The organism is Amycolatopsis bartoniae (assembly GCF_014191255.1).
GTDB classification, from domain to species: Bacteria; Actinomycetota; Actinomycetes; order Mycobacteriales; family Pseudonocardiaceae; genus Amycolatopsis_E; species Amycolatopsis_E bartoniae.
Window position 1 is genome coordinate 95,944 of sequence record NZ_JACHWH010000011.1, and the last position, 23,926, is coordinate 119,869.

17 protein-coding genes and 5 pseudogenes are annotated in these 23,926 nt (G+C 67.3%); 10 read left to right on the forward strand and 12 right to left on the reverse strand.

Features of this window, described 5'->3' with window-relative positions:
• Window positions 1-365: 365 nt before the first annotated feature.
• Genes FHX82_RS32140 through FHX82_RS32150 form a run of 3 tightly spaced genes read right to left on the reverse strand, consistent with a single transcriptional unit; the run spans window position 366 to window position 2,613 of the window.
• Window positions 366-1,583: an NAD(P)/FAD-dependent oxidoreductase gene (locus FHX82_RS32140; RefSeq protein ID WP_145938192.1), complete on the reverse strand. Its 1,218-nt coding sequence runs from the start codon at window positions 1,581-1,583 to the stop codon at window positions 366-368.
• A 47-nt stretch (window positions 1,584-1,630) separates the two neighbouring features.
• A complete protein-coding gene (locus FHX82_RS32145; protein WP_145938193.1) occupies window positions 1,631-2,050 on the reverse strand; it encodes a hypothetical protein in 420 nt (139 codons plus the stop codon).
• Window positions 2,051-2,088: 38 nt separating this feature from the next.
• A complete protein-coding gene (locus FHX82_RS32150; RefSeq protein ID WP_145938194.1) occupies window positions 2,089-2,613 on the reverse strand; it encodes a DUF2231 domain-containing protein in 525 nt (174 codons plus the stop codon).
• Between the two features lie 119 nt (window positions 2,614-2,732).
• Between FHX82_RS32150 and FHX82_RS32155 the strand changes: the two genes are divergently transcribed.
• On the forward strand, window positions 2,733-3,446 hold the full coding sequence (locus FHX82_RS32155) for a helix-turn-helix transcriptional regulator (protein WP_145938195.1): 714 nt from the start codon (window positions 2,733-2,735) through the stop codon (window positions 3,444-3,446).
• Between the two features lie 226 nt (window positions 3,447-3,672).
• Here FHX82_RS32155 and FHX82_RS37435 read toward each other — a convergent pair.
• A pseudogene (locus tag FHX82_RS37435) lies at window positions 3,673-4,093 on the reverse strand (transposase family protein); the annotation flags it as partial.
• Between the two features lie 1,041 nt (window positions 4,094-5,134).
• Between FHX82_RS37435 and FHX82_RS32165 the strand changes: the two are divergent.
• Window positions 5,135-5,524 (forward strand): annotated as a pseudogene (locus FHX82_RS32165) (IS110 family transposase); the annotation flags it as partial.
• A 41-nt stretch (window positions 5,525-5,565) separates the two neighbouring features.
• Here FHX82_RS32165 and FHX82_RS32170 read toward each other — a convergent pair.
• On the reverse strand, window positions 5,566-6,555 hold the full coding sequence (locus tag FHX82_RS32170; protein ID WP_183176958.1) for an aldo/keto reductase: 990 nt from the start codon (window positions 6,553-6,555) through the stop codon (window positions 5,566-5,568).
• Between the two features lie 261 nt (window positions 6,556-6,816).
• Between FHX82_RS32170 and FHX82_RS32175 the strand changes: the two genes are divergently transcribed.
• The 5 genes and pseudogenes from FHX82_RS32175 to FHX82_RS32195 form a co-directional block, all read left to right on the forward strand.
• Complete coding sequence (locus FHX82_RS32175) at window positions 6,817-7,689, forward strand: sugar phosphate isomerase/epimerase family protein (protein ID WP_145938197.1); 873 nt, start codon at window positions 6,817-6,819, stop codon at window positions 7,687-7,689.
• 30 nt (window positions 7,690-7,719) lie between these two features.
• On the forward strand, window positions 7,720-8,523 hold the full coding sequence (locus tag FHX82_RS32180; protein WP_183176959.1) for an alpha/beta fold hydrolase: 804 nt from the start codon (window positions 7,720-7,722) through the stop codon (window positions 8,521-8,523).
• Window positions 8,524-8,679: 156 nt separating this feature from the next.
• Entirely contained in the window at window positions 8,680-9,984 is a 1,305-nt protein-coding gene (locus FHX82_RS32185; RefSeq protein WP_145938199.1) for an MFS transporter, read from the forward strand.
• 26 nt (window positions 9,985-10,010) lie between these two features.
• Window positions 10,011-10,979, forward strand: a complete 969-nt coding sequence (locus FHX82_RS32190) for a LysR family transcriptional regulator (RefSeq protein ID WP_145938200.1) — start codon at window positions 10,011-10,013, stop codon at window positions 10,977-10,979.
• Window positions 10,980-12,114: 1,135 nt separating this feature from the next.
• A pseudogene (locus tag FHX82_RS32195) lies at window positions 12,115-12,635 on the forward strand (transposase family protein); the annotation flags it as partial.
• A 262-nt stretch (window positions 12,636-12,897) separates the two neighbouring features.
• On the opposite strand, the gene FHX82_RS32200 reads toward FHX82_RS32195, so the two are convergent.
• Window positions 12,898-14,334 carry an alpha/beta hydrolase gene (locus FHX82_RS32200; protein WP_145938201.1) on the reverse strand — a complete coding sequence of 479 codons (1,437 nt, stop codon included), beginning with the start codon at window positions 14,332-14,334 and terminating at the stop codon, window positions 12,898-12,900.
• A gap of 423 nt (window positions 14,335-14,757) precedes the next feature.
• On the opposite strand from FHX82_RS32200, the gene FHX82_RS32205 reads away from it, so the two are divergent.
• Entirely contained in the window at window positions 14,758-15,900 is a 1,143-nt protein-coding gene (locus tag FHX82_RS32205; protein ID WP_145938202.1) for a sensor histidine kinase, read from the forward strand.
• Complete coding sequence (locus FHX82_RS32210; protein WP_145938203.1) at window positions 15,897-16,499, forward strand: response regulator transcription factor; 603 nt, start codon at window positions 15,897-15,899, stop codon at window positions 16,497-16,499. Before FHX82_RS32205 ends, FHX82_RS32210 begins: the two co-directional genes overlap by 4 nt.
• A gap of 775 nt (window positions 16,500-17,274) precedes the next feature.
• On the opposite strand, the gene FHX82_RS32215 is transcribed toward FHX82_RS32210, so the two are convergent.
• The 4 genes and pseudogenes from FHX82_RS32215 to FHX82_RS38200 form a co-directional block, all read right to left on the reverse strand.
• A complete protein-coding gene (locus tag FHX82_RS32215) occupies window positions 17,275-19,143 on the reverse strand; it encodes an ATP-dependent nuclease (RefSeq protein ID WP_145938204.1) in 1,869 nt (622 codons plus the stop codon).
• A gap of 85 nt (window positions 19,144-19,228) precedes the next feature.
• A pseudogene (locus FHX82_RS32220) lies at window positions 19,229-19,629 on the reverse strand (helix-turn-helix domain-containing protein); the annotation flags it as partial.
• 101 nt (window positions 19,630-19,730) lie between these two features.
• Window positions 19,731-20,476: pseudogene (locus FHX82_RS32225) on the reverse strand (IS256 family transposase); the annotation flags it as partial.
• Complete coding sequence (locus FHX82_RS38200; protein WP_446323456.1) at window positions 20,415-20,669, reverse strand: hypothetical protein; 255 nt, start codon at window positions 20,667-20,669, stop codon at window positions 20,415-20,417. The gene FHX82_RS38200 and the pseudogene FHX82_RS32225, both read right to left, overlap by 62 nt.
• 242 nt (window positions 20,670-20,911) lie before the next feature.
• Here FHX82_RS38200 and FHX82_RS32230 point away from each other — a divergent pair, with 242 nt between their 5' ends.
• Window positions 20,912-22,114, forward strand: coding sequence for an IS110 family RNA-guided transposase (locus tag FHX82_RS32230; protein ID WP_183176973.1), 1,203 nt, complete (start codon window positions 20,912-20,914; stop codon window positions 22,112-22,114).
• Between the two features lie 140 nt (window positions 22,115-22,254).
• Here the strand turns inward: FHX82_RS32230 and FHX82_RS32235 are convergent, their stop codons facing one another.
• A complete protein-coding gene (locus tag FHX82_RS32235; RefSeq protein ID WP_145932853.1) occupies window positions 22,255-22,440 on the reverse strand; it encodes a hypothetical protein in 186 nt (61 codons plus the stop codon).
• A gap of 217 nt (window positions 22,441-22,657) precedes the next feature.
• Entirely contained in the window at window positions 22,658-23,833 is a 1,176-nt protein-coding gene (locus FHX82_RS37905; protein ID WP_183176960.1) for a PucR family transcriptional regulator, read from the reverse strand.
• Between the last annotated feature and the right edge of the window lie 93 nt (window positions 23,834-23,926).

The window sequence follows — 23,926 nt, forward strand, 5'->3', positions numbered from 1 at the left end:
GTCCTCGGCCTGGTAGACCACCACCGTCCTCAAAGGACAGAGGACTCCCGGTCACCCCGGCTGGATGTACTCGAACACCGCGCCGACGCCGTGACGGGCGATCATGCGGACGCCGAAGGGCGCGCTGCGGTTGTTCACCCAGAGCCTGGCCCTCGAACTCGCCGCGGAAGGCATCCGGGGTCAACGGAGTCGCACCGTCCTGTATGGACACCTCGCTGGTGCGGCAGTGCCGGGAGGGTCGGCAAGCTCACCGGCCGTCCGCTTCTGCGGTCGGGATCGCGTCAGCTGCTCCTCGGCGGGCTGGCCGTGGTGGTCACGTTCGGCATCGGCGGGCTCGTCGGCGCCCCGGCGGCCTGACCCGGCTTCTAGGCCGGTGTGCCCGTCCGGTCGGTTCCGGCCTCCGGCAGCGGTACGGACGGGTCGGCCAGCCGGTCGACGTCGACCGTGGTGCCGGAGCGGATGAGGGCTTTGATCGGGTCTGTGACGTCCCAGACGTTGACGTTCATGCCCGCGACGACTTTGCCGTCCTTGAGCCAGAAGGCGATGAACTCGCGGGCTTCGACGTCGCCGCGGAAGACGACGCGGTCGTAGCCCTCGTTGTGGCCGAGGTACTCCATCCCGAGGTCGTACTGGTCGGTGTAGAAGTACGGCAGCTCGTCGTAGACCTCGTCCGTGCCGAGCATCCCGGCGGCCGCGACGGCCGGCTGTTTCAGCGCGTTCGCCCAGTGCTCCACCCGGATCGGGTGGCGCAGGAACGGGTGGTCGGCGTTGGCGACGTCGCCGGCGGCGAAGATGTCCGGGTCGCTGGTGCGCAGGTGGGCATCGACACGGATCCCGTTGTCCACGAGCAACCCGGCGGCTTCGGCCAGCGCCGTGTTCGGAACCGCGCCGATGCCGACGAGGACGGCGTCGGCGTCGAGGCGCGTACCATCGGCGAGTTTCACGTGCGTCGCGCTCGCTTCCGCCACTTTCACCCCGAGCCGGAGGTCGACGCCGTGTGCGGTGTGCAGGTCCGCGAACACCCGGGCGGCTTCCGGTCCGAGGGCGGGCAGCAGCGGCAGCTCGAGGGCCTCCAGCACGGTGACCTCCAGGCCGGCCTGGCGCGCCGCCGCGGCCACCTCAAGACCGATCCACCCGGCACCGACCACGGCGAGCCGCGACCCGCTCTCCAGAACCTGCCGCAGCCGCTCGGTGTCGCCGAAACGACGCAGCTGCAACGTGCCCTGCGCGCCCGGCAGCGCGCGGGGTTCGGCACCGGTGGCCAGCAGGAGCTTGGCGTAGCCGACGCGGCTGCCGTCGCCGAGCACGACCTCGTGGGCCGCGCGGTCCACGCCCGCCACCTGGGTGCCGAGCCGCAGGTCGACGTCGTGGTCGGCGTACCAGCTTTGGGGGTGGACGAACGCGCTCTCGCGCTCGGCTTTGCCGGTGAGGATGTCCTTGGACAGCGGGGGCCGCTCGTAGGGGCGGTGGTGCTCGTCGCCGAGCAGGATGAGCTGCCCGTCGAAGCCTTTCTTCCGCAACGCCTCGGCGGCTTTCGCGCCGGCCAGGCCGGCTCCGATGATCACGAACGTCGGCGATACCACTGGTGAGCTCCTCGAAGGTTTCGGGTGGGGTGCGGATCGGGCGGAAGTCAGCTGCCGATGCCCAGGGCGGCGAGCAGGACGAGCACGACGGTGGCGACGGCGACCAGTCCGTGCGCGCCGACCACGGCGACCGGGAAGTGCTGCTCGGGGGCCGCGTCTGCGCTCGCCGCGGTCGCGGTGCGGGTGCGGTAGCCGGGGATCCACCGGGCCAGCATGGTGAAGCCCAGCAAGGCGACCGGTACGAGCAGGATGAACGCGATCCACGCGAGCGTCGTGCCGCCGGCGATCAGGTAGATGATCCACAGGACCAGTCCGACCGCGGCGAGGGCGAAGTGCCCGAAGATCAGTCCCGGGGAGAACCGGCTGCGTTCGGGCTTGCGGGTGCCGCCCTTGGCGACCCAGGTGCCCAGCATGACGAAACCGCCGACGGCGGTGACCAGCCAAGCGATCAGCGCGGCGATGTCCATGAAAACTCTCCTCGATGTGGTGGTGGGAACGGAATGGTTCAGGCGGCGTGACGGGTCGCGTAGCCCTCGGCCTGGGTGGATTCGGCGGCGACACGGACGCCGTAGTGGTAGGCCAGCTTGCCGCCGAGGTAGCCGGACGCGGCGAGCGCGACGAGTGCGGCCGCTGACAGCACCAGCGGGCCGATCCCGACCGGACCGGCTCCGGCCGAGGCCGCGCGGCGCCAGAAGAAGCCGACGACGTAGGCCGCGGTGACCACGAGGTTGAGGCTCATGTGCGTCAGCCCGGTGCGGAACGCCGGCGTGCCGGTGGGGATGGCCAGCAGGTCGAGGGTGCCGATCAGAGCCGCGGCGAGCGCGCCGATCACCCCGATCGCGATGAGCCACACCGAGCCCCGCGCCAGGAAACCGGGGTCGCCGACGATCCGCGAACCGATGTCGAACACCAGGCTGGAGACCCAGGCACCGATGGGAACGGTGACCAGGATCGGGTGGAAGGGGTGCCCGTACGGGCCGGCCAGCGCGGCGCTCACCGGCTGCTTCGCCTGTTCGAGTTCGTGCGTCATGGTGGACCACTCCTTTTCGCCAGCGAAGTTTGGTCTTATTACCGGTGGCGGTCAAGTGGAGCAGGTAAGCGGTACCCGTTTGGAGTTACATCCACGGATGTTGGTGTTAGCCTGCTGCCATGGACCAGGAGCCGATCAGCGCGCTCGCCGCGCTGGACGATCCGCTGCGGCGCGGGATGTACAGCCACATCCGCCAGACCCGGCACCCGGTCACCCGCGACGAGGCCGCCGAAGCGGTCGGGATCTCCCGCAAGCTGGCCGCGTTCCACCTCGACAAGCTGGTCGATGCCGGATTGCTGCGGACGCGCTACGAGTTCGTCGGCGGGATCCGCAAGGTCGGACGCGCCCCCAAGGTCTACGAGCCGTCCGACCTCGAAGTGCAGGTGAGCATCCCGCCGCGCCAGCACGACGTCCTCGCCGAAATCCTGCTGGACGCCGTCCTCGACGAAGGCGACGGTGAGACCGCACGCGACTCGGCACTGCGCGCCGCCCGCCGCCACGGCGAGACGCTCGGCGCAGCGGAACGCGGCGCGGTCCGGCCCGGACGCCTCGGCACCGAGCGCGCCCTGACCCTCACCTCCGCGATCGTCGAACGCCACGGCTTCGAACCGGACCGGGAAACCCCGGCGTGCCTGCGGCTACGCAACTGCCCGTTCCATCCACTGGCCGCCAAGGCTCCCGACCTCGTGTGCGGCATCAACCTGGCCTTCCTCAGCGGTGTGCTCAACGGTATCCAGGCCCCCACCGTCGAAGCCGTCCTCGATCCTCGTGCCGGCGAATGCTGCGTGGAACTCCGCTCCGCCACGCCCAGTGATGACTCGGCTTCTGCGTAAGGCAGTCGAGGCCGGCGGAACGGATTTCCCAAGCTGAGCTGGTCGACCGTCGCCTACCGGGCCGCGCTCTCAGCCACGAGTTCTGCGCGGGTCTGGACCGCGAGCCGGCACCCGGCAGGCAGGACAACGCAGATGGGTCAGAACTCGATGTCCAGCGCCACGACCTGTCCCGGAACCAGAGGCTGGAGCTCGCCGTGGCTGTGGGATGGGCAGTAGGGTTCGCCGCGTGCTCGGTGATGTCGGTCAACCACGTCACGTTCGGCGCGGGAGCGGTGAAGTCGCGGCGGATGAGGTCGTCGTGCACCGGCGGCCCCGCCGGACGGGAGCGGCCTTTCTTTGTGGTGTGCAGTGAGAAGATCTTTTGCCTGGAGCAGATCCGCCACACCCGGTTCTCCGAGGCGGTGAACCCGCGACGGGCGAGTTCGTCAGCGATGAACCGTATCGGTCGGCCGGGTCGTCGGCGTGGATCTCGAGGGCGGCGTTGATCAGGGGTGCGTCGTCCCAGTCCCGCTGAGAGAATGGGGCGGCGCGCCACTGGTAGTAGGCCTGCCGGGAGATGCCAGGTGGGCCGCGGCCTTGCGCAGGACCTCGTTCTCCTGCTCCAGCAGCCGGTTGCGCTTGCGCAACTCCCGCAGCTCAGCGGACTCCTCCCGGGTCACGCCGGGCCGGATGCCGTCCTTGATGTCGGCGGCGGGGCAGACCCGGAACCTGCATGGCTGCCTCGGGTCGACCGCACAACTCAGGCCTGTTCGAGTAGGGCCACAAACGACAACATCCCGATCGGTAGCCCCTCGACCTGACGAACCGCAGGTCAGAGATGCTGCAGGGGCCCCTCACTGCCAGTAAGGTGCATTGAGCGCTGTACTAGCCCGCAACGGCCTGGACACGGTGGAGCGCTGTGCACGAATGAGGGGGTCGGCTGCGTTTGGGCACAAGCGACTGCTCGCCTACGGCGGCTCGGCACAGGCTCGGCGTAATAGTGGGCAGAGGATTATTCATCGAGGGGCGTTGGGCCGCGGCGACAGTCTCTGCATTTGCGGGCTTGAGAGGCTGCGGCGGACGCGAACGGCCAGCGGCACCTCCCGGGCCACTGATTCCTTTCCATTGCGATCCGCCCGATGTGCATCAAAGTACTTGCGCTGGAAAGACCATATTTTGACAGGCCGACCTCGATTGAGCGCACTCAGCCTGTCAGCGCGCTGGCGCGGGCGACGGACGAACGCGTTGTGATGCCCCTTACGGGGTGTTCTTCTTGCGCCTCGCTCTGGCTTGGCGCTGCGCAAGGCCAGAGCGAGGAAGTAGGCCTTGCGGGCGGAGTCGGCACGCAAGGCCCGCTCCTCGGGCGGCAGGGTTCCGTCCGGGTCGACCTGTTTGTGGAACCGGTCCTCTGCTGCCTTGCGGGCCGCCGCGGTGCGGGCCGTGCGGTCGTCGGTGTTCGCCTACGAGGCGTGAGCGGCGATCTGCGCACGGAGCCGGCGCTGCTCGGGAGTTAACTCGTCAGAGGCCATGGGTCGAGCACAGCACAGCGGTGTCACCGGCCCATGCGCTGACCTGCGGAAACAGAGAATTTGGTGCTCAGGGTGGGTACGTTGAGCTCAACTCAAGCAGTTTGAGCCCATCTGCGGAACAGTCACCGCTCCAGTTTCGCTCCGGCTCCTTCGCCCCAGGTCCGCCGCTTCTGACCCGTGCTGCAGCAACGCAAATCTGTTGCCGAGCAGGTGGAGGGAATACTTGATGCACACCCTCTTGCCGGGGTCCTGACCTCGATGCCCGGCATCGGAGTCAGGACCGCAGCCCGCATCCTGCTCGAGATCGGCGACGCTTCCAACTTCGCCTCCTCGGGACATCTCGTGGCTTACGCCGGCATCGCCCCGGTCACCCGCAGCTCCGCCACCAGCATCAAGGGCGAGCATCCTGCCCGCACCGGCAACCGCCAGCTCAAACGCGCCTTCTTCCTCGCCGCGTTCGCCGCCCTCATCTGCCTCGCCCGACGCCGCTGCGACGTCCTCTGCGCCATGCTCCGCAACCGAACCCACGACCGACACCCCGAGCCAGCTCCCACGACGGCAGTCGCGTGACAAACCCGTAGGGGCACCCCCGGGGTGCGCGGAACCGTGAGTCATGAAGTCCTTTTCTGGGAGTTCGATGGCGTGAGGCCCGCCGCTTCCAGGTCGGCCCAGAAGTCGTCCGGAATGGGCCGGCCGGCGATCGCGATATTCCTTCGAACTTCGGCCGCCGATCGGTTACCGACGACGACCGCGGCGACGGCCGGGTGACGGACCGGGTAGGTCAGCGCCGCGGCGGCGAGGTCGACATCGTGCACCCGGCACAAGTCCACGATGCGGGCTACCCGATTTTGGACTTCTGGCGTCGGTTTGCCGTAGTCGTAGGTCGCGTCGGGGTCTCCTGTGGCCAATATCCCCGTGTTGAATGGTGAGGCGATCACCACCGAGTGGCCGGACTCGAGACAGTAAGGCAGCAACTCGTGTAGTGGTTCGTGGTTGAGCAAGGTGTAGGACCCCGCCATGATGAATCCGTCAACCGCCGCGTTTCGGGCGATCGACAGACACACGTCCGGTTGCCGCGAAGACACCCCTATCGCCCGGATCATGCCCTCGTCCCGGAGCTGCGCGAGCGTGGGCAGACATTCGTCGAGCACGAGAGCGAGAACGTCGTCGAACTGGTCGCCGTGCATCTCCCGGTCGACGTCGTGGGCATACACGATGTCGACGCGGTCCGTTCCCAGGCGTTCGAGGCTGCGGGACACGGACTCCCGTGTCGCTGAAGCGGAGAAGTCGAACTGGCGAGCGGAGTGCAGATCCACCGCCTCCGGCCGGTTGGGCAGTCGCCCGACCTTGGTCGATATGACCAGTTCGTTCCGCTCGTGACGGCGGACGAAGCGTCCGAGCCGCCGCTCGCTCTCCCCGCTCAGATACAGCGGGGCCGTGTCGAAATCCCGTACTCCGTGTTGCCAGGCCGCCTCGAGCATTTCATCGAAGGCGCGCTCGCCGTCCCGGTTCGACTGGGTGCCGGCCCCGACCCCGAGCCAGCCTAGGGTGACGCTCGTCCGCCCGAAAGAGGTCCGGGCTTGTGTGCCGATCACTGTCACGCTCCACCTCGAAAAGTTGTCCGGTTCGGCTGCTGCGGCCCGCGATGGCCGTGTCGCCAGTGTCGGCTGCCGCAGCCTGGTTCCCCTGCGTGATACGTCATCCGGGCATCGCCGACATGTACGGGATATCGCCATGCCCACTCGCCCCTGGCGATCGATACCGCTGAGGTCTCAGAACAGTCCGATCGGTATATCACCACACTCCAGCGACGAAGCCTCGACGAATCTGGTCTCCAGCAACGTCGCACGGAAGGACGCCGAATGCGCTACGGATATGCCACGGTCGGGCTGCCCACGCTCGACCCCGCGGAGGCCATTGCCGCGGCAGCGGAGGCCGGATATGCGGGCCTCGAATGGAAGGTCGGCGAGGCACCGCACGCGATCGGCAGCAGCGCCGAGACCTTCCTGGTCGGAAACCGCACCACGTTATCCCTGGATCCCGCGGACGGCAGGCGGGTCGCTCGGCTGAGCGCAGCCGCGGGACTCTCGGTGATCGGTCTCAGCCCCTATGTGCGCAGCGGCGACTTGTCTGGTTTGGACAAGGTGCTGGCCGTCGCAGAAGCTTCGGGAGCGCCGCAGATCCGGCTGCAGGGCCCTCGGTTCGAGCCGGGTGGTCCGGACTACCACGAGCTTTCCGCCCATTTCCTCGCCTTTCTCACCGACGCCGCCGAACACGCCATCCGGGCCGGCGTGCGGCTCGTCGTCGAGATCCATCAGCACACCTTGTTTCCCAGTGCGTCGCTGGCACAACGGCTGGTCTCGCAGTTCGACCCCACCAGGGTCGGCGTCATCTACGACGTGGGGAACATGGTGTTCGAGGGCTACGAAGACTATCGGATCGGTACCGCCTTGCTCGGGCCGTATCTGCACCACGTCCACCTGAAGAACGCCGTCTTCCGGCCAGTGGACGGCAGGGGTCCAGTGCGGGTGCACCGTCCAAGGTGGAGCCCTCTGGATGACGGCGTGGTCGACGTGCCGGGGGTGCTCGCGTATCTGGACGAGATCGGGTACGAGGGCTGGGTGTCGCTGGAGGATCTCAGTACCGTGCGCGATCCAGTGGAAACGCTGCGCTACAACGCGAGCGTGCTGTCTGCTTGCGGGGCACCGGGTTGGTCCGTGCCAGTGGCCGGCTGACAACGGAGGACCAAGATGAAAACCCGATCTGTGACGGTCGCCGACGGAGTCGACTTGTTCTGCACCGACAGCGGAGACAGTGCCGGCGCTGGGGCGCGCCCCGTCGTGCTCGTGCACGGCTGGCTCTGCGACTCCGACGACTGGATCCACCTGATTCCCCTGCTCACGCCTCATACCCGGGTCATCACCGTCGACCTGCGCGGCCACGGACGGTCGACCATCGCTCCCTCGGGTTACGGCCCGGCGGTCTTCGCCGACGACGTCGCCACGGTCATGCGCGCGCTCGGCGTCTCGAACGCCGTGGTCGCCGGACATTCGGCTGGGGCGGAGGTGGGAGTGCTCGTCGGCGACCGCCATCCGGATCTGGTGGCCGGCCTGGTCGCCATCGATCCGGTATACGCGCTCCCGCCGGAGCGCCGCGCGGGGTTCGAGGCGCGTGCGAAGAAATTATCCGAACCCGGGGCGGCCGCGCTCGCGGCGGCCCATTTCGCCTTGATCGAAGGGCCGCACACGCCAGCCTACCTCCGGGAATGGCACCAACGAAGGCCGTTCGCGATCGCGCCGCACGTCATGGTGGAAACCTCCCGGGCCTTCGCACTGGGGCCTGACAGCATCCGGCTGCGTCCTGGGGCCGACGTCGTACTCCTCCGCAGGAGGGTGCCGGTGTTCGCCGTCTATCGGGACGCGGCACAGGCCGCGCTCGACCAGGCTCTGAGCCCGCACCCGGCCAGCGAAATCCACACCTGGCCCGACGCCGGGCATTGGCTGCACCAGGAAGATCCGGTCCGCTTCCACCGGGAGCTCTGCCGCTGGCTGGCACGACTCGATCGCTGAACACCGAGAGGACTCAGGTATCGCATCGGTCCGATCGGCATATGGCGAGCCGCCAGGCCGATCCGCTTGATCGATAGTCGGAACACACCGCGAGCACCAACCCGCAGACACCGAATCTCCCGATCGCACGCCCACAGTCCGGACAAGGAGGTCCACATGGACACTACGGAATCCACCACGAGCACCACGCCCCAACCGGCGGAGACAACGTTACCCAGGCCATCCGGCTACCGCTGGATGATCCTGTTCCTGTGCTGGCTGGCCTTCACCGTCATCTACGTCAACCGCACCGCCTGGTCGGTGGTGGCCGTCAGCGCCTCGCACTCGCTCCGGCTGTCCGTCGCCGAACTCGGGATCTTCGCCACGGCGATGTCCATCGGCTACGTCGTCACGAACATTCCCGGCGGTGTCGTCGCCGATCTGATCGGCGGCCGCACCGCCGTCGGAATCTCGCTGGTCGCCGCCGGCATCCTCACTTTCGTGTTCGGCACCGTCACCAACCTCGCCCTGGGCGTCGTAGTCCAGGTCCTCATCGGCCTCGTCAGCGGCGCCGACGTGGCCTCCTTCACCAAGCTCCTCAGCCGCTGGTTCCCGCTGCGGGAACGCGGCACAGCCTTTGGCCTCTACATCACCTCGACAGCGGTCGGGGGTGTGCTCGCCAACGCCACCATTCCCAGCCTCATGGCCAAACTGAGCTGGAACGGCGTCTACTTCGTACTCGGCCTGCTGTCCGTCGCGACCGGCATCCTTTGTTGGACGTTTCTGCGGAACGAACCACCCCGCGAGGTCGCGCCCATGCCGGAACCGGCCAAGTCACGGGGCAGCCGGCCGAGTGTGGCCATGATACTGAAAAACCGCAACCTCATCTCGCTTTCCGCCGCCGGCTTTGGCATGCAGTGGGGCACACTCGGCTTCCTGGCCTGGGGCAACTCACTGATGGTCAAGGCATTCGGGCTGCCAACCGGGAAGGCGGCCCTCGTCATGGTCGTGGTCAGCACCACCGCGATCGGCATCAAACCCCTGGTGGGCTTCCTGTCCGACCGTGTCCGCGGCACCCGCAAGACCCATCTCATGGTCCTCAGCGGCTACTTCGTCCTGATCCTCATCGTATTCGGGCTTCTTCACAGCTACACCGCGATGCTCGCCTTCGCACCACTTCTCGGCGTCGGCGTCTACGGCTACACCGTCCTCACGAACTCGACCGTTCCCCAATACGCCGACCCGCGTCACGTCGGGAGCGCGTTCGGATTCGCCAACACGTCGTGGCAACTGGGCGGCGTGTTCGCGCCCATCGCCGTCGGCGCGGTCTTCGGTGCCACGGGATCACTCCTGCTCGCTCTCAGCGTGCTGGCGATCGGCCCGCTGCTCGGCGTCATCCTCCTTCTGCCGATCCGGGAAAAGCCCGAACCGGTGGCGGATGGACATGGCTTCGCCGGGAGCGGGAATCACGCCATAGAATGATCGGGCGGCGGAGTTAAGGAGCGAAGGTGGAACTGCGGCATCTGACCTACTTTCTCGCTCTAGCCGAACACCGGCACTTCGGCCGGGCCGCAGCCGCCGTCGGGATCAAGCAGCCGCCGTTCTCCCAGCAGATCAAGCAACTCGAGCAGGAGCTGGGTGTGGAGCTGGTGGAACGGTTGCCGGGCGGATCCGAGCTGACCGAGGCGGGCCGCACTTTCGCCGAGCACGCACGTGCGGTTCACGCCGCTGTGGAGCGCGCTCGTGCGGAAACCCTCCGTGCGGCGCGCGGAGAGCTGGGCCGGATCGAGATCGCCGCCCTGGCTTCCTCATTCACCAAAATTCTGCCTCGCATCCTGCGCGTGCTGCGCACCCGCAGGCCGGATCTCGTTGTCCACCCGGTCGAGTATTCCCGCACGGCTGCCGGGGTGCGTGCGGTGCTGGAGGGCACCGCTGACATCGCCTTCGGGCGTCCTCCGCTCTCCAACGGCCGGGAGACCGGCAAGCTGCTGGCACTGCCCCTGATGACCGAGCGGACGATGCTGGTGCTGCCCCGAGGACATCCACTGGACAACGAGCCGGCCGTCCACATCTCGGCGCTGGTCCACCAGCAGTTCGTCCTGACGCCGCTGGAGGAACGCTTCCCGCGCTACCTCCACCTTGCTTGCGCCGCCGCCGGCTTCGAGCCGGCGATCGCGGGCACCGTGCAGGGGATCCACACAGTGGTGGGAATGGTGGCATCCGGGCTGGGCATCGCCGTCGCTCCCGAAAGCGCGGTCGTGCCCGGACGTCTCGACGTCGTCTTCCGGCCGATTGCGCCGACCGTCCCAGCCCCTCCGTTGAGCCTGGTCTGGCGTGCGGACGACTCGCGTGCCTCCACCGCGGCCTTCTGGCAACTGGTCCAGGAAGTGCTCGAAATCGAGGCGACACCGGTTTCCGAACAGGAATTCGACCGCCGCTACCTCACCGCACTCCGAGAACGGCAGGGAGCCGGCTGAAGCCCTCGCCAGGAGGATCGAGCTCAGCGATGGCTCCGCTCACCCATGACCTTACACAGGCAGCAGGGCACCCAGACGAGCGACAGCGGCGGCATGATCCCGAGGCGGTACGAATTGACGTTTGCGGGCTTGTTCAGCAGATACTGGTGGCTCGTATCGGCTATCCGGAGCGATGGGGCGCCATAGCGCTGGAATCGTTCCACATCATCGCCCACCATCGCCGCCGGCGAGGCGTGGGCCCAGCGGCCGGCGGAGGCTGCTTGCCGAACAACGTCTTCAGCTGTGGCAACGACACCATCGCCTCTGGCCCGCTACGAATGGGCAAGATGCAGCCATGACAGCAGCACGGCGTGCCAGAGCTGGATGCTGGATCACGACCGACCGCCACTGCGCCGGACATGGTGACGAACGGCGGAAGCGAGAGCTGACCACCGCTGTTGACGAGTTCGACCCAACTATCGGTGGCTCCGTGCCGGCGTCGGCGAGTCCCGTACCGAACCTCTGAAGTTGCCAGGGCCGGGTCGTTTCTGGTGCCCTCGTTCCTCATCACCCTGCTCGAGGCTTTCCTCGAGACCCACGAGCATCCGCACGTGTTCGTCACCGCCGAACACCAGTTGCTGCGGCGCTCGAACTTCTCGCGAAGGGCGATGCGCCCCGCCGCCTCGCCTCCGAAGTCGAAGCCCGCATCCTCGACACACTCCAGCAGTGCTGGCTCGACGCCCTCGCCAACCTCCACGGCGCGGTCACACCCAAGCCACTCCTGCTAGCCGCCCGACCCACCGCAAGGGGCCCGCCTTCTCGTGCTCCATCCACGACCGCCTCGCCGACCGCCGGAACCGGCGGAAACTGGCCCCTGCGGCATCCAGCCACCCCGAACCGCCCCAACGCCGCTACGGCGACGACAGCCGCCCGCAACGGCGCCGTGCTGCTCTCAGCCGACGCGAACCAAACCGGGTTCAGGCAGCTTCAGGACAGTCGCCAGCGGTTCCTGGAGGAGCCGGTCTGAACGCGACCCCATAAGCCCTGGTGTCAAAACTTTCCGTGATCGGCTCCTGATTCGCTCCCGCTCACCCCTGTTGATCATGAAAACGGGCCTCACCCCGAGACACACCACGAGCACGAAAAGCCCGCTGACCTGGGGCTTCCACCCAGAGCCAATGGGCTTCTCCTATCGACCTGGCGTAGTCGCCGATTCACGTCCAGCATCGTCCGCATCCACCGCAAGCAACTCGGCTCGGTATGGCGCAAGCTCGACCCCGGACAACAAGCCCTGGCGGTGCTGGTCTACCTGCTACGTCAACGAGACCGTGGAACTGCTGGCCGCGCGGGCTCCGAAGCTGCGCACGGCCAAGCGCGACGGCCTGGCCTACGTGATCATCGACGGCACGCTGATCCCGATCGATCGCGTCGCCGCCGACCGGCCCTTCTCGCCGGACGGCACGGTCCTGTGGGTCTCCGGTGCCCTGCCCGGCAGCACTCACGACACCGCTGCCGCCCGGATCTGGCAGATTCCCGCCGCGCTGCGCGATGCCGGGCTCATCGCGCTGGGCGACAAGGACTACCACGGTCCTGCGCAAGCTCCGCTGCTGTCCCCGACGCGCCGGGCAACTCGCCAAGGCTATCCACGTCCTACAGAACTACGAGATCACCGCAGGGCGAAAAAGGCGAGCCCGAGCCGCCGCCGAGGCGATCGCGCGCTCCACCACCGCGATCATCGTCACCAATGTCGTCATCGCGGTGCCCACCGAGGTTTGCTGCCGGGGAGCACTGCCGCCTCCAGCGCAGCAATCTTCGCGCTCGCGCACGGGATCGAACCTGTGTTGTCGTGCGAAGGTGGCCAACCGGTGAGCGGACGGTCGCGGACGCTCGATGCGCCCGCGCCGCCCTGTTTCATCTCATCTGCTCACCGAGTTCTCCCTCAGAAACCGTCGCCAGACTGAGCTGCACACCGCACGTCGTGCGCGGGCCGGTCCCCGGTCACGAGAAAGTTCGTCACCGCCGTGTTGCCGCACTGGTTGGGCCCCAGGTATACGCCGTGGCCGCCTTGGTCGACGGTCACCATCCTGGCACGCTCGCCGAACGCCGAGCGCAGCTCGAGGGCGTTCACCAACGGCGTTCCCGGGTCGCGTTCGTTCTGCACCATCAGCACGTTGGCCGGACCGCGACCGGTGATCCGCACTGGCGGCTCCTTCGGGGGCGCCCAATAGGCGCACGCCGAGATGTTCGCCGTGGCCGCGCCGAGCAGCGGGTACCGGATGCGGTCGACTGCCACGTTCACCTGGTACGTCCCCACCGAACGCGGCCACGCCGAGTCTCCGCAGATGACCGCGAACCGGGACGCGAAGGTGTTCTCGATCGAGCCTGTCTCGGTCGGCACCTGAGGCGCGCGCCCTTGGTCGAGGGCCTGCCAGTCCTCGCCCAGTCGAGTCAGGTCCGTCGTGTACAGACCGCTGAACGTCAAGCTGCGGAAGATCGAGCCTGTCACGTCCGCCACCGGGGCACGGTCCAGGCGCGCCGCCAGCTCGTGGAACTTGGCCGTCACCTCGGCCGGCGTGCGGCCGAGGCCGTACTCCGGATGCGCCGCGGCGAACTTCGCGAAGTCCGGGAAGCGGTCTTCCATGCCCCGGGCGAAGGCGCGCATCGCCGTGATGTCGTAACCGCCCGGGCCGAGATTGCTGTCCAGCACGATGCGGTCGCTGCGGTCAGGGAACATCGTCGTGTACACCGCGCCCAGGTATGTGCCGTAGGACGCACCGAGGTAGGACACCGTGGGTTCACCGAGCGCCGCTCGGATGCGGTCCATGTCCCGCGCGGTGTTGGCCGTGGTGACATACGGCAGCATCGGACCGGTGGCGGCATCCCGGCACTGCTGTGCCTCGGTTTTCGCGATCTTCGCCTGCTTGACGACGTCAGCCGGGCCATCGGCGTAGGGCAGGTTGCCGATCGCCAGCTGCGCCGGGGTCAGGTCGCACGTCACCGGCGTGCTGCGACCGACGCCCCGCGGATCGAAACCGATGACGTCGTAGGCGTCCAGTACGCTCTGCGGCAGGTTCACGTACTTCAGCACCTGCGGGTAGTCCAGACCTTCACCGCCAGGACCGCCGGGGTTCGTGAACAGCACGCCCCGCCGCTTCTCCGGGTGTTTGCTCGGCAGGCGCGACACGGCGATGTCGATGGTCCGTCCGCCAGGGTCGCCGTAGTCCAGTGGCACCTTCATCGTCGTGCACTGGATGTCGGGGACGGGGAAGGCGCCTGCAGGACACGGCCCCCAGGCGAGGCTGGTCGCAGCGGACGCAGGGGACAACCCCGTCACGCCGAACACAGCGGCGGCGGCGGCGAGCAGGATCTTGCGCATCGGTATTCCTTTCTCGGTGCGCCGCCGGACAGCGGCGCGGTTCCTAGCGGAAGAGCCGCTTGGCCAGCGCGACGGCGATGACGAACCCAGCCAGCGTCGGGCCGAACAGGCCCAGCGAATCGGTGAGCGGCTCGCGGCCGGAGAGCTACCCGACCTTGGTGGTGGCCTTGCGGGTCAGGTCGACGACGCCGAGCACGCGCCCGACGTCGGCGGCGCGGTCGCGCGGGTCCTTCCCGAACACGCGCACAGCGCCGCGGGGAAGCCGCCGTAGGTGAGGGTGAGGCGGTCGACGTCGATGACGGGTGTCGTGGACATGCTCCGATTCCAGCGGGATCGGCGCGAGCCCGGCAGTGTGGCGACGTCACCCCGATGCATGACGCAGTGTCACTGGTGCGCCGCGCCGAGGTCGATACGCTCGGCCCCGTGGAGGTACCGACGATCGCGCGCAGGAGCTCCTGGACCGGCGGGGCGGTCCAGCAACGGCTGCGCCGGCTCAACCTGATCACCACGGTCCCGCCGCTCGCGATCGTCGGCGTGCTGCTCCTGCTGACCGCCCGGACCTGGTGGCACGTCGTCATCCAGGTGATCGGGCTGGTCGCCGCGCTGGCGACCGCCGAACGCTGGACGGCTGGGGACTACCTGCGCGTCGCGCGGCCCAGCTTCGCCGTCACCGCGGTCGTCTGGCTGGCCGGGTCGTTGACCGACGACCCGGCAACGTTCTTCGGCCTGTCGGCGGTGGGATCGTTCCTCGTCCCGCCGCTGCCGCGCCGGCGGCTCGCGGCGCTGGCCGGGTTCACCGCGCTGGTCGCCGTCCTGGGCGCGGCGAACGTGCTGGTGCACGACGACCGCGTCGGGCCCCGGCTGATCCAGTACGCCGCCGTCCCCGCGGTCGCAGTGCTGCTGGCGACCGGGTTCATGTTCGCCAGCCAGCGGTTCTTCGACCTGATCGCCGAGCTGGAGCAGTCGCGCGAGCGGGAGGCTGAGCTGGCCGTGACGCGGGAACGGGTGCGCTTCGCCGGCGACCTGCACGACATCCAGGGGCACACGCTGCACGTGGTGAAGCTGAAAACCGCCCTCGCCGAGAAGCTGCTGGACAGCGACCTCGACCGGGCGCGCGCGGAGCTGGCGGAGGTGCGCAGCCTGGTCGGCGACACGATCGTCCAGACCAAGGAGCTCGCTCACGCGCAGCGGCGGCTGAACCTCTCGGCCGAGCTGGAGAACGCGAAGAACCTGTTCGAAGCGGCGGGCATCCACGTGCACGTCGAGCGGGAGTCCGAAGTGGACGCGCGGGCGGGCGAGCTGCTCGGCCAGGTCCTGCGCGAGACGACGACCAACATCCTGCGTCACGCCGAGGCCCGCCAGGTGCGGATCACGCTGTCGCGGTCCGGTATCGAGATCGTCAACGACGGCGCGGCCGAGGACGGCGAGCCCGAGCTGAGCGGGCTTTCGGCGTTGCGCCACCGCTTGGCCGAGCACGGCGGCGAGCTACGGGTGTCGCGTACGGACGGCCGCTTCCGGACGGCGGCGGCGTTCCCGGCGTGGCGGACGGGGAAGGGCGGCCGATGACCACCGTGGTGCTCGCTGACGACGAAGCCCTGTTGCGCAAGGCACTGGCGGCGCTGCTGCCGCTCGAGGGCGAGATCACCGTGCTCGCCGAGGCCGAGGACGGCGAGCAGGCGGTGGCCGCCACGCTGCAGCACCGTCCGGATGTGCTCGTCATCGATCTGGAAATGCCCACTGTGGACGGTCTTGGCGCGGTGGCCGACATCCGGCGCGCACGGCCGGAGCAGGTGATCCTGATGCTGACCCGGCACGCCCGGCCCGGCGTGCTGCGGAAGGCGCTGAAGCTGGGCGTGCAGGGGTTCGTGAGCAAGGCGGCGGAGCCGGCGCACATCACGTCGGTGATCCGGACCCTGCACGCGGGCAAGCGCTGGATCGACCCGGACGTCTCGGCGCTGGCGGTGGTGGACGACTGTCCGCTGACCGACCGCGAGATCGACGTCCTGCGCGCGACGCGGGAGGGGTTTTCGGTGGCGGAGATCGCGGGCCGGCTGCACCTGGCCGAGGGCACGGTCCGCAACTACCTGTCCAACGCGATGCAGAAGACCCAGACCCGCACCCGCCACGAAGCGGCCCGCTACGCCCGCGAACACGACTGGCTCTAGTGAGCTTTTTTCGCCCTGCGGTGATCTCGTAGTTCTGTAGGACGTGGATAGCCTTGGCGTCGCCGCCCTGACAACCCACCATAAGGGCCCGCCCCCGAAGGGAACGGCGGGCCCTTGTCATGCCCCACCACAACCGCCTCGCCGACCGCCCAAACCGGCCCCTGCGGCACCCAGACACCCCAGGACTGTTGCCAGCGGTTCCTGGAGGAGCCGATCCGAAGGCGACCCCAGAAGCCCTGGGGTCAAAACTTTCCATAATCGGCTCCTGATTCGCTCCTACCCGTCCTTGTTGATCATGAAACCGAGACACACCCTCGAACGCGAAAAAGCCCGCTGACCTGGGCTTCCACCCAGAGCCAACGGGCTCTTCAGACCGTCGGGACGACAGGATTTGAACCTGCGACCCCTTGACCCCCGTGTCGCCCGGCCAATGCGCTGACCTGGGGAAACAGAGAAATCAGTGCTCGCGATAGGTACGCTGGAGTCGACTCAGCACGTTCAGCCCATCTGCGGACCAGTCACCGCTCCAGTTTCGCTCCGGCTCCTTCGCCCCAAGCTCGCCGATTCCGACCCCCTCACCGCCAGTGAGGTTCGGACCACTCCCCTACCTGCTGAAACCGAGAAATCGCAGGTAAAACGGCGACGTTCAGTGCAGTTCGCTGCCGTTGAACGTCGTGGTGCGCGCCGCCGTGCCCCAGGGGTACCGCCAACAGCTCAACGAACCGGTCGGCGGCATCCGTGTGGCTGCGGTCGGCGTGACTGATGACTCGGGAACCTACAGGAGGCCGTTGATCCGATTGAACAGGTGCTGGAAGCGTTCGCGGGTGGATTCGTCGATCGAGTCAAGGAGGGTGCCTGGGGATCGCATGAGGTGGTTCGCGGGCTGGTAGTGGTCGAAACGACCGCCGTGCGCGGCTTCGACCTGCTTGATGATCCGGCCGCCGCCGTTGAGCATCGACTTGGTGAACTTGCCGACCTTCGCCGCGCCGAGCAGCTTCAGGTACCACCCGACGTCAAACAGATCTTCGATGTCAGCCTCGCCGGTGCCGGTGATCTCGGTCAGGTAGATGAGTCGACGGTCGTCTAGCAGGCCTCGACTGGCGAGCTGGGCGATTCGCTGGTTTCCACCAGCGGCGACGTCCATCAGGACCGCGACATCGAGATCGCTACCGCCGAGCAGTGAGACGAACGCCGGTACTTTATCCAGCCCGCCGACTGGGGTGATGGTCCAGCGTGGGTCGAGCGGGGTGCCGCCCGCGCGACGGATCACGTCGCTCATGACGGTCAGGTAGACGACGTCGGAGGGGCCTTCGACCAGCAGTTGGTGCGGACCGATCACCAACGTCTGGGTCATGTCGACACCGAGCGCGCCGAGCAGCGGGAAGACGGTTTCGGGGCGTGCTTTCCAGATGTCCTGGCTGATCTTGGTCCCGTCGTTGTTGATGTCTTCCACGGTCCGGCAGCGCTCGAGCTTGGTCGGCTGGATCATGAACAGCGAGTGGGTGCTGTAGATGACTTGGTGGTGCGGGGCGAGCTGCTCATCGATGTAGCGCAGCAGGTCGGCCTGGGCTTTGGCGTGCAGGTTCAGGCCCGGCTCGTCGAGCAGGATGATCCGGCGCTCAGGGTTGCCGGTGTACTCGGAGAAGGCGGCCAGGAACGAGAAGAACCAGATGAAGCCCTTCGACCTACCGGCCATACCGAGGGTGACCCGGTGTTTGCCGTTCTTGATCCGGATGTGGAGCCACGGCTCGGTGTACTGCGGGGCCTGCGGCGTCGGTTTCGGCTTGAATTCGATGTCGAGCTCAACGGACAGGTCCGGGTTCTGTGTCCAGTACTCAAAGAGCTGGTCGGTCAGCTCGTTCGCCGCAGCCTCGAGCGCGGCCTTGCGGCTTTCGTAAGAGTCCTCGGTGAACTCGTCAGACTCGACGCCGGCCAGCCGCAGCAACGACAGGGCGGTGCGCTCCTCCGCGTCGAGCTCGTCCTCGGCCACCTTCTGCAGCCGCTCGATCGACACGCTGCCAGGGAGCACGTTGTACTCGTCGAAGTACTGAAACTTCGGCAGCCGCCGGTGTAAGACGTTCCTGATCTCTGCGTCGAGGTCGCGCTCGTCCAGCTCGGCGGCCAACTGCACCGCGGCCTCGGCGCCTTCATCCGCGCGCAGCGCGGCGACGAGCTGAGCGACGGTGGTAGGGACGCCGTAGCGGCTGACGTCGAGGCCCGCCTTCGTAACGAGGTGCCGTGCGGCACCCAGGCCATTGGTGGTCCGCGAGTCCTCGTACCAGGTCGAGTTGTTGTTGTACTTGCGCTTGACATACAGCTTGTCGGACGTGAGCGCGTCGGGACCGAACTGCTCGGTGACGGCGTCAATGTCGGCCTGTTCCAGCTGGAATGTGACCTTGACCGGCTCGGCCTTGGAGATGGTGGCCTTATCCCGGGCCCGGAAGCGGCGCGGGTAGTCCCGCAGCTCGTCGAAGTCGGTCGGGTGGCCACTGGGTAGGGGGTTGAGGCGGTAGAGCGCTTCGAGTCCAGCTGTTTTGCCGGACTCGTTCTTTCCGACCAGGGCAGTGACGTCTCCGTTGATCGCGAACTCGGTGGAGTCCGTGATGCTCTTGAACTTGGTGATGTGGGCGGACAGCAGGCGCACCGACGTGTTCTCCCTCTCTAGCTTATAGATGGTGACGATGGCTGCCCCGACCAGCGGTGCATGACTTTACGCCATCGGCGGGCGGGCGCTGCGCATCTAGGTGGACGTGTCCGGGTCTCGAGTCGGCGGCGCCGGCCGCGCCGGCGCGTGGTGGCTGTCTTTGCCGTGGATCCGCCAGCCGCCGCCCGACGGTCCGCACCGAGATGGTGATGCCCTCGGCGATCAGCTCGGTGGTGATCCGGCTGGCGGAGTACTTCCGTCGCCGGCGTACCTGCTCGATCCGAGCCACGACCTCGGCGGGGCGTAGCGGTGGGCTGGTGGTGCGGGACACTCGGATGGTCGAGCAGGTCGGTCTCGCCGTGGCGGCGCCAGCGGTTGACCCACTTCGATGCGCATTGGCGGGGAGATGCCCATCTCGGCGGCGACGCGGGCGATGGGGCAAGTCTGGCAACGCGCGACGAGCCGGCGACGGCCCCCGACCGACAACGGAGCGTTACGAAAGACCCGTCCCTCGTCTCAGGCTCCGTCAGCCGACACCAACGTCATGACCGGGTCTATCTCACGAACGGTGTTTCTGGCGTCGTTGATCAGTAGGTTTCGGCGGTCGGCCAGCGATCACCGAAGGTGATGGCGAACGCGTTGATCACGGGTTTCCAGCGCATTGTCCATCGGGCGCGTCCTGTCCCGCTCGGATCCAGGCTGCGGGTCACAAGATACAGGCATTTCAACGCTGCCTGTTCGGTGGGGAAATGGCCGCGTGCCCGCACGGCACGGCGGTAGCGGGCATTCAGCAACTCGATCGCGTTGGTGGAACAGATCATGCGACGAATCTCGACGTCGTAGTCGAGGAAGGGAATGAACTCCTCCCACGCGTTTCGCCACAACCTGATCAGTGCCGGATACTTGCGTCCCCATTTCTCCGCAAGTTCAGCGTCGGGACTGGCTGAGGTGTAGATCAGTCTTACATCACGCTTGAGTGCGTCCAGTGCTGCCGCGCGACGAGCCGGAACGTATTGCGAACAAGGTGGACAATGCAGGTGTGGACCAGCGTGCTCGGCCAGACGTTCGAGACAACCTCGGGGAGCCCTTCCAGACCGTCGCAGACGAGGAAGAACACGTCGGTGACGCCGCGGTTCTTCAACTCGACCAGCACACTCATCCAGAACTTCGCCCCCTCGCCACCGGCACCCATCCACAGACCCAGCACGTCCTTATGGCCGTCCACAGTGACTCCGATCGCGCCGTAGACGGGCCCGTTGGCGACCTGCCCGTCACGCACCTTGACCACGATCGCGTCGATGAACACGGCGGCGTACACCGAGTCGATTCTTCTCATGTCCGAGATGCTCGGTCATCTCCTCGTTCAGCGCCGTTTCCAGCACCTTCTTGTTGAACAGCTTCAACAGCCCATCAGGACCGGTCAGCTCCAGCCCACGGGCCTTCGCCTCGGCCACCATCCCCGCCGCAGCGGCCTGCTCCGGCGACCGTTGCCGCGCCGGCTTCTTCCCACTCTTACCGGGATCCATAGGGTCAGATGTCATCCTTACCGTGATCGGTAGGTGTCCCGGAGCAGCCCATATGCTCTCCGGCACCCAGGGTGCCGGGTATGGCTTTGATGTCACCGCCGCCGATGGCCTTGAGTGATTGGCCGCCCGGCACCCCGCGACGACTCGACCGCTCATTGGGATGCGCGACGTGGATCGCTGTGTAAGGACGCGACGGCGAGGTCGTCTGTTGGGCCGTGACCGCGACATCATTCGAGCTGGAGGTGACCGTGCCCGAACTGTGGGCCGGAATCGACGCAGGCAAATCACATCACCATTGCGTCGTGCTGGACGCCGACGGGAAACGACGGCTGTCCCGGCGAGTCGCCAACGACGAGACGGCGCTGCTGGAACTCATCGCCAACGTCGCCGAACTCGCCGGCGACGACGCCACAACCTGGGCGATCGATCTCAACAGCGGAGGCGCAGCGCTGCTGCTGGCACTGCTGGTCAACCACGATCAGCGCCTGCTCTACATTCCCGGCCGCACCGTCTACCACGCGGCAGCCAGTTACCGCGGAGACGGCAAGACCGATGCCAAGGACGCCGCGATCATCGCCGACCAGGCCCGCATGCGCCGCGACTTGCAACCGTTGAGGCCAGGCGATGACATCAGTGTCGACCTGCGGATCCTGACCGCTCGCCGCACCGACCTGATCTGCGACCGCACCCGAACGATCAACCGGCTGCGAACGCAACTGCTCGAATACTTCCCCGCTCTTGAGCGAGCTTTCGATTACAGCGCCAGCAAAGCCGCGCTCACTTTGCTGACCGGCTATCAAACGCCCGAAGCGCTGCGGCGGATCGGGCACTCCCGACTGGAAACGTGGCTACGCAACAGGAAAGTCCGCAACGCTGCGGCCGTCGCGGCAACCGCGATCGAGGCTGCGGCAGCACAACACACGACGTTGCCCGGCCAACGGCTCGCTGCTGATATGGTCATCAGGCTGGCGAAGGCGGTGATCGCTCTCAACGAGGAAATCGCCGAGATCGACACCCTGATCGAGAGTCGGTTCCGCCAGCACCGACACGCCGAGATCATCTTGAGCCTGCCCGGATTCGGCCCATTGCTCGGTGCCGAGTTCCTTGCCTCAACCGGCGGCGACATGACCCCGTTCGGCACCGCCAACCGTCTCGCGGGCGTCGCCGGGCTCGCGCCCGCACCCCACGATTCTGGACGCATCAGCGGCAACCTGCGCCGACCACGACGCTACGACCGGCGTCTGCTGCGCGCCTTCTACCTCTCGGCACTGGCCAGCATCCGCTGGTGCGCCGCGTCGAAAGCCTACTACGACCGCAAGAGAGCCGAAGGGAAACGGCACACCCAAGCCGTCATCGCGCTCGCGCGCCGACGACTCAACGTGCTCTGGGCCATGCTGCGTGACAACACGCAATACCACGCCGAACCCGCGCCACTTACCGCTTGACAACATCATTGGGAATCACTCACAGTGCCCATCCCCGCCGAACCTCAGCCCGGCGTGTCGGGCCAGAAACACCGATCTTGAAGCAGTCCCAAGATCCCGGGGGTTCGGCGTAGGGAGGATACGGCGGGGCCGCCATCCGCCTACTCTGCGTTTGCCTCGGCGGACAACTTGACTGCTCTGGTGCAAGCTTGGTCAACGACTCCGGCCCAGCACTGATCGGCGACGGCCTGCAAGTCGATCGCCGCGTGGCGGCGGGTGTCTCCGTGTTCTTCGAGCAAGTCGCGGGAGCGCGCGACCGCGATCGGGTCGTAGTCGGCGTAGACCACGCGGGCACCCTAGGCTTGACTTCGTCGGCGACCTCGTGTGCGTGCCGCATCGTCGGCAAGCCCGATCCGTTCTCGATGGACTGGGGCGATGCCCTTCCCGATGCGATACCGGACCATGCGGTGCAGGAATACCCGGTTGGCCTTGGCGATCTGTCGCAGTTCGGGAGATTCGCCGAGGACGGCGTCGCCGAAGTCGCGATCGACGGTCCACGACGCCTCACCCTCGCGGATCTTTTGATCCGGCTTCCCACGACCACCGTTGCAGAGCCCACCACGCTTCGAACGCGACCGCGTCGAGGCTCAGGTCGCGCCCAGTCATCGTCTCGAACTTGCGAAGCCGGTAGCGCAGCGTGTTCGGGTGCACGCAGAGTCGCGTCGCGGCGTCGCGCACGTTGCGGTTCGCCGCGAGATAGGCCCTGACCGATTCCCGCAGCTGCTTGCCTCCGTCTGTTTCGGACTCCGTGGGCGCTATGTAGCGCTCCACCAGCAACGCACCGACGTCGTCGGCTGATGCCACGGCCAGCCGAAGAGACAGCCTCTCCGCTGTCAACAAACCCGACATACCAAAAGCCAGCCCCACGTCGAGGACCTGGCTGGCGCACCGGAAGGAGATCGGGAGGTCGGCGAGATCGACGGCCGGACCGACAGCCACCGCCAGCCGCTCGGGAATCACGGGCGGAGTCGCGACGACACCGGCGACGTCCCCCTCGAAGATGCCGATCAAGGAGGGCGCACGGCGAGTCGTCCTGGCCACGAGTTCGGTCATGGTGCGCAGCCCCTGCTCCGCGGTGGCCCGGGCGCGCAAGGTGACGTAGGAGATGCCGACCGGAAGTCCGTATGTAGCGCACAGGGCGTGGTGATTTGGCCCGGTGGCACCGGTGAGCAGGGCGTGGAGGAAGTTGAACCGCTGCCGCTCGTCATGGCGAGCGAGGTTGAGTTCCTCGTCGCGATGCACCGCGGCCAGCCGCAACGTCACGACATCCGTCACTTCCCACAGTGCATTCACACCACGCAGAGTCTCGCCGCTGTCCAACCCGAACTCCACGGCCCACCGCGTGAAGTAGGTGCGCAAGATGCTGATGGACAGTCGGTAGGCGTGCAGCGCGTTCTCGATCGGCACTCCCGAGCGGACACGCTCGCGGACGATCCAGGCCTCCTCGATCATGTCGTCCTCGCCCGGTCCCCTGCCCTCACGCAAAGCCCTGGCGACGCGCGCGTGGTTGCGCAGAGCCGACTGCACGAGTGACTCGTGGGGGACCAGCCGGTAGTCCGCGATCCTGCGATGGACAGCGTCCGCTGTTTCCGCTGCGATAGCCGCGGCGTGGTCGGACATCGTGTGCAGCACCCGCTCCAAGACGGGGTTCAGCAAGGCCGTGTTGTCTGGGTCCTGCACTCGATGCGCCTCTCCTGCCGGTCGTGTGCCGAGGGCAGCCTCAGGGGGCGACTGTGGATACGACTTGGTCGCGACGCCCAATCGAAGACGAAT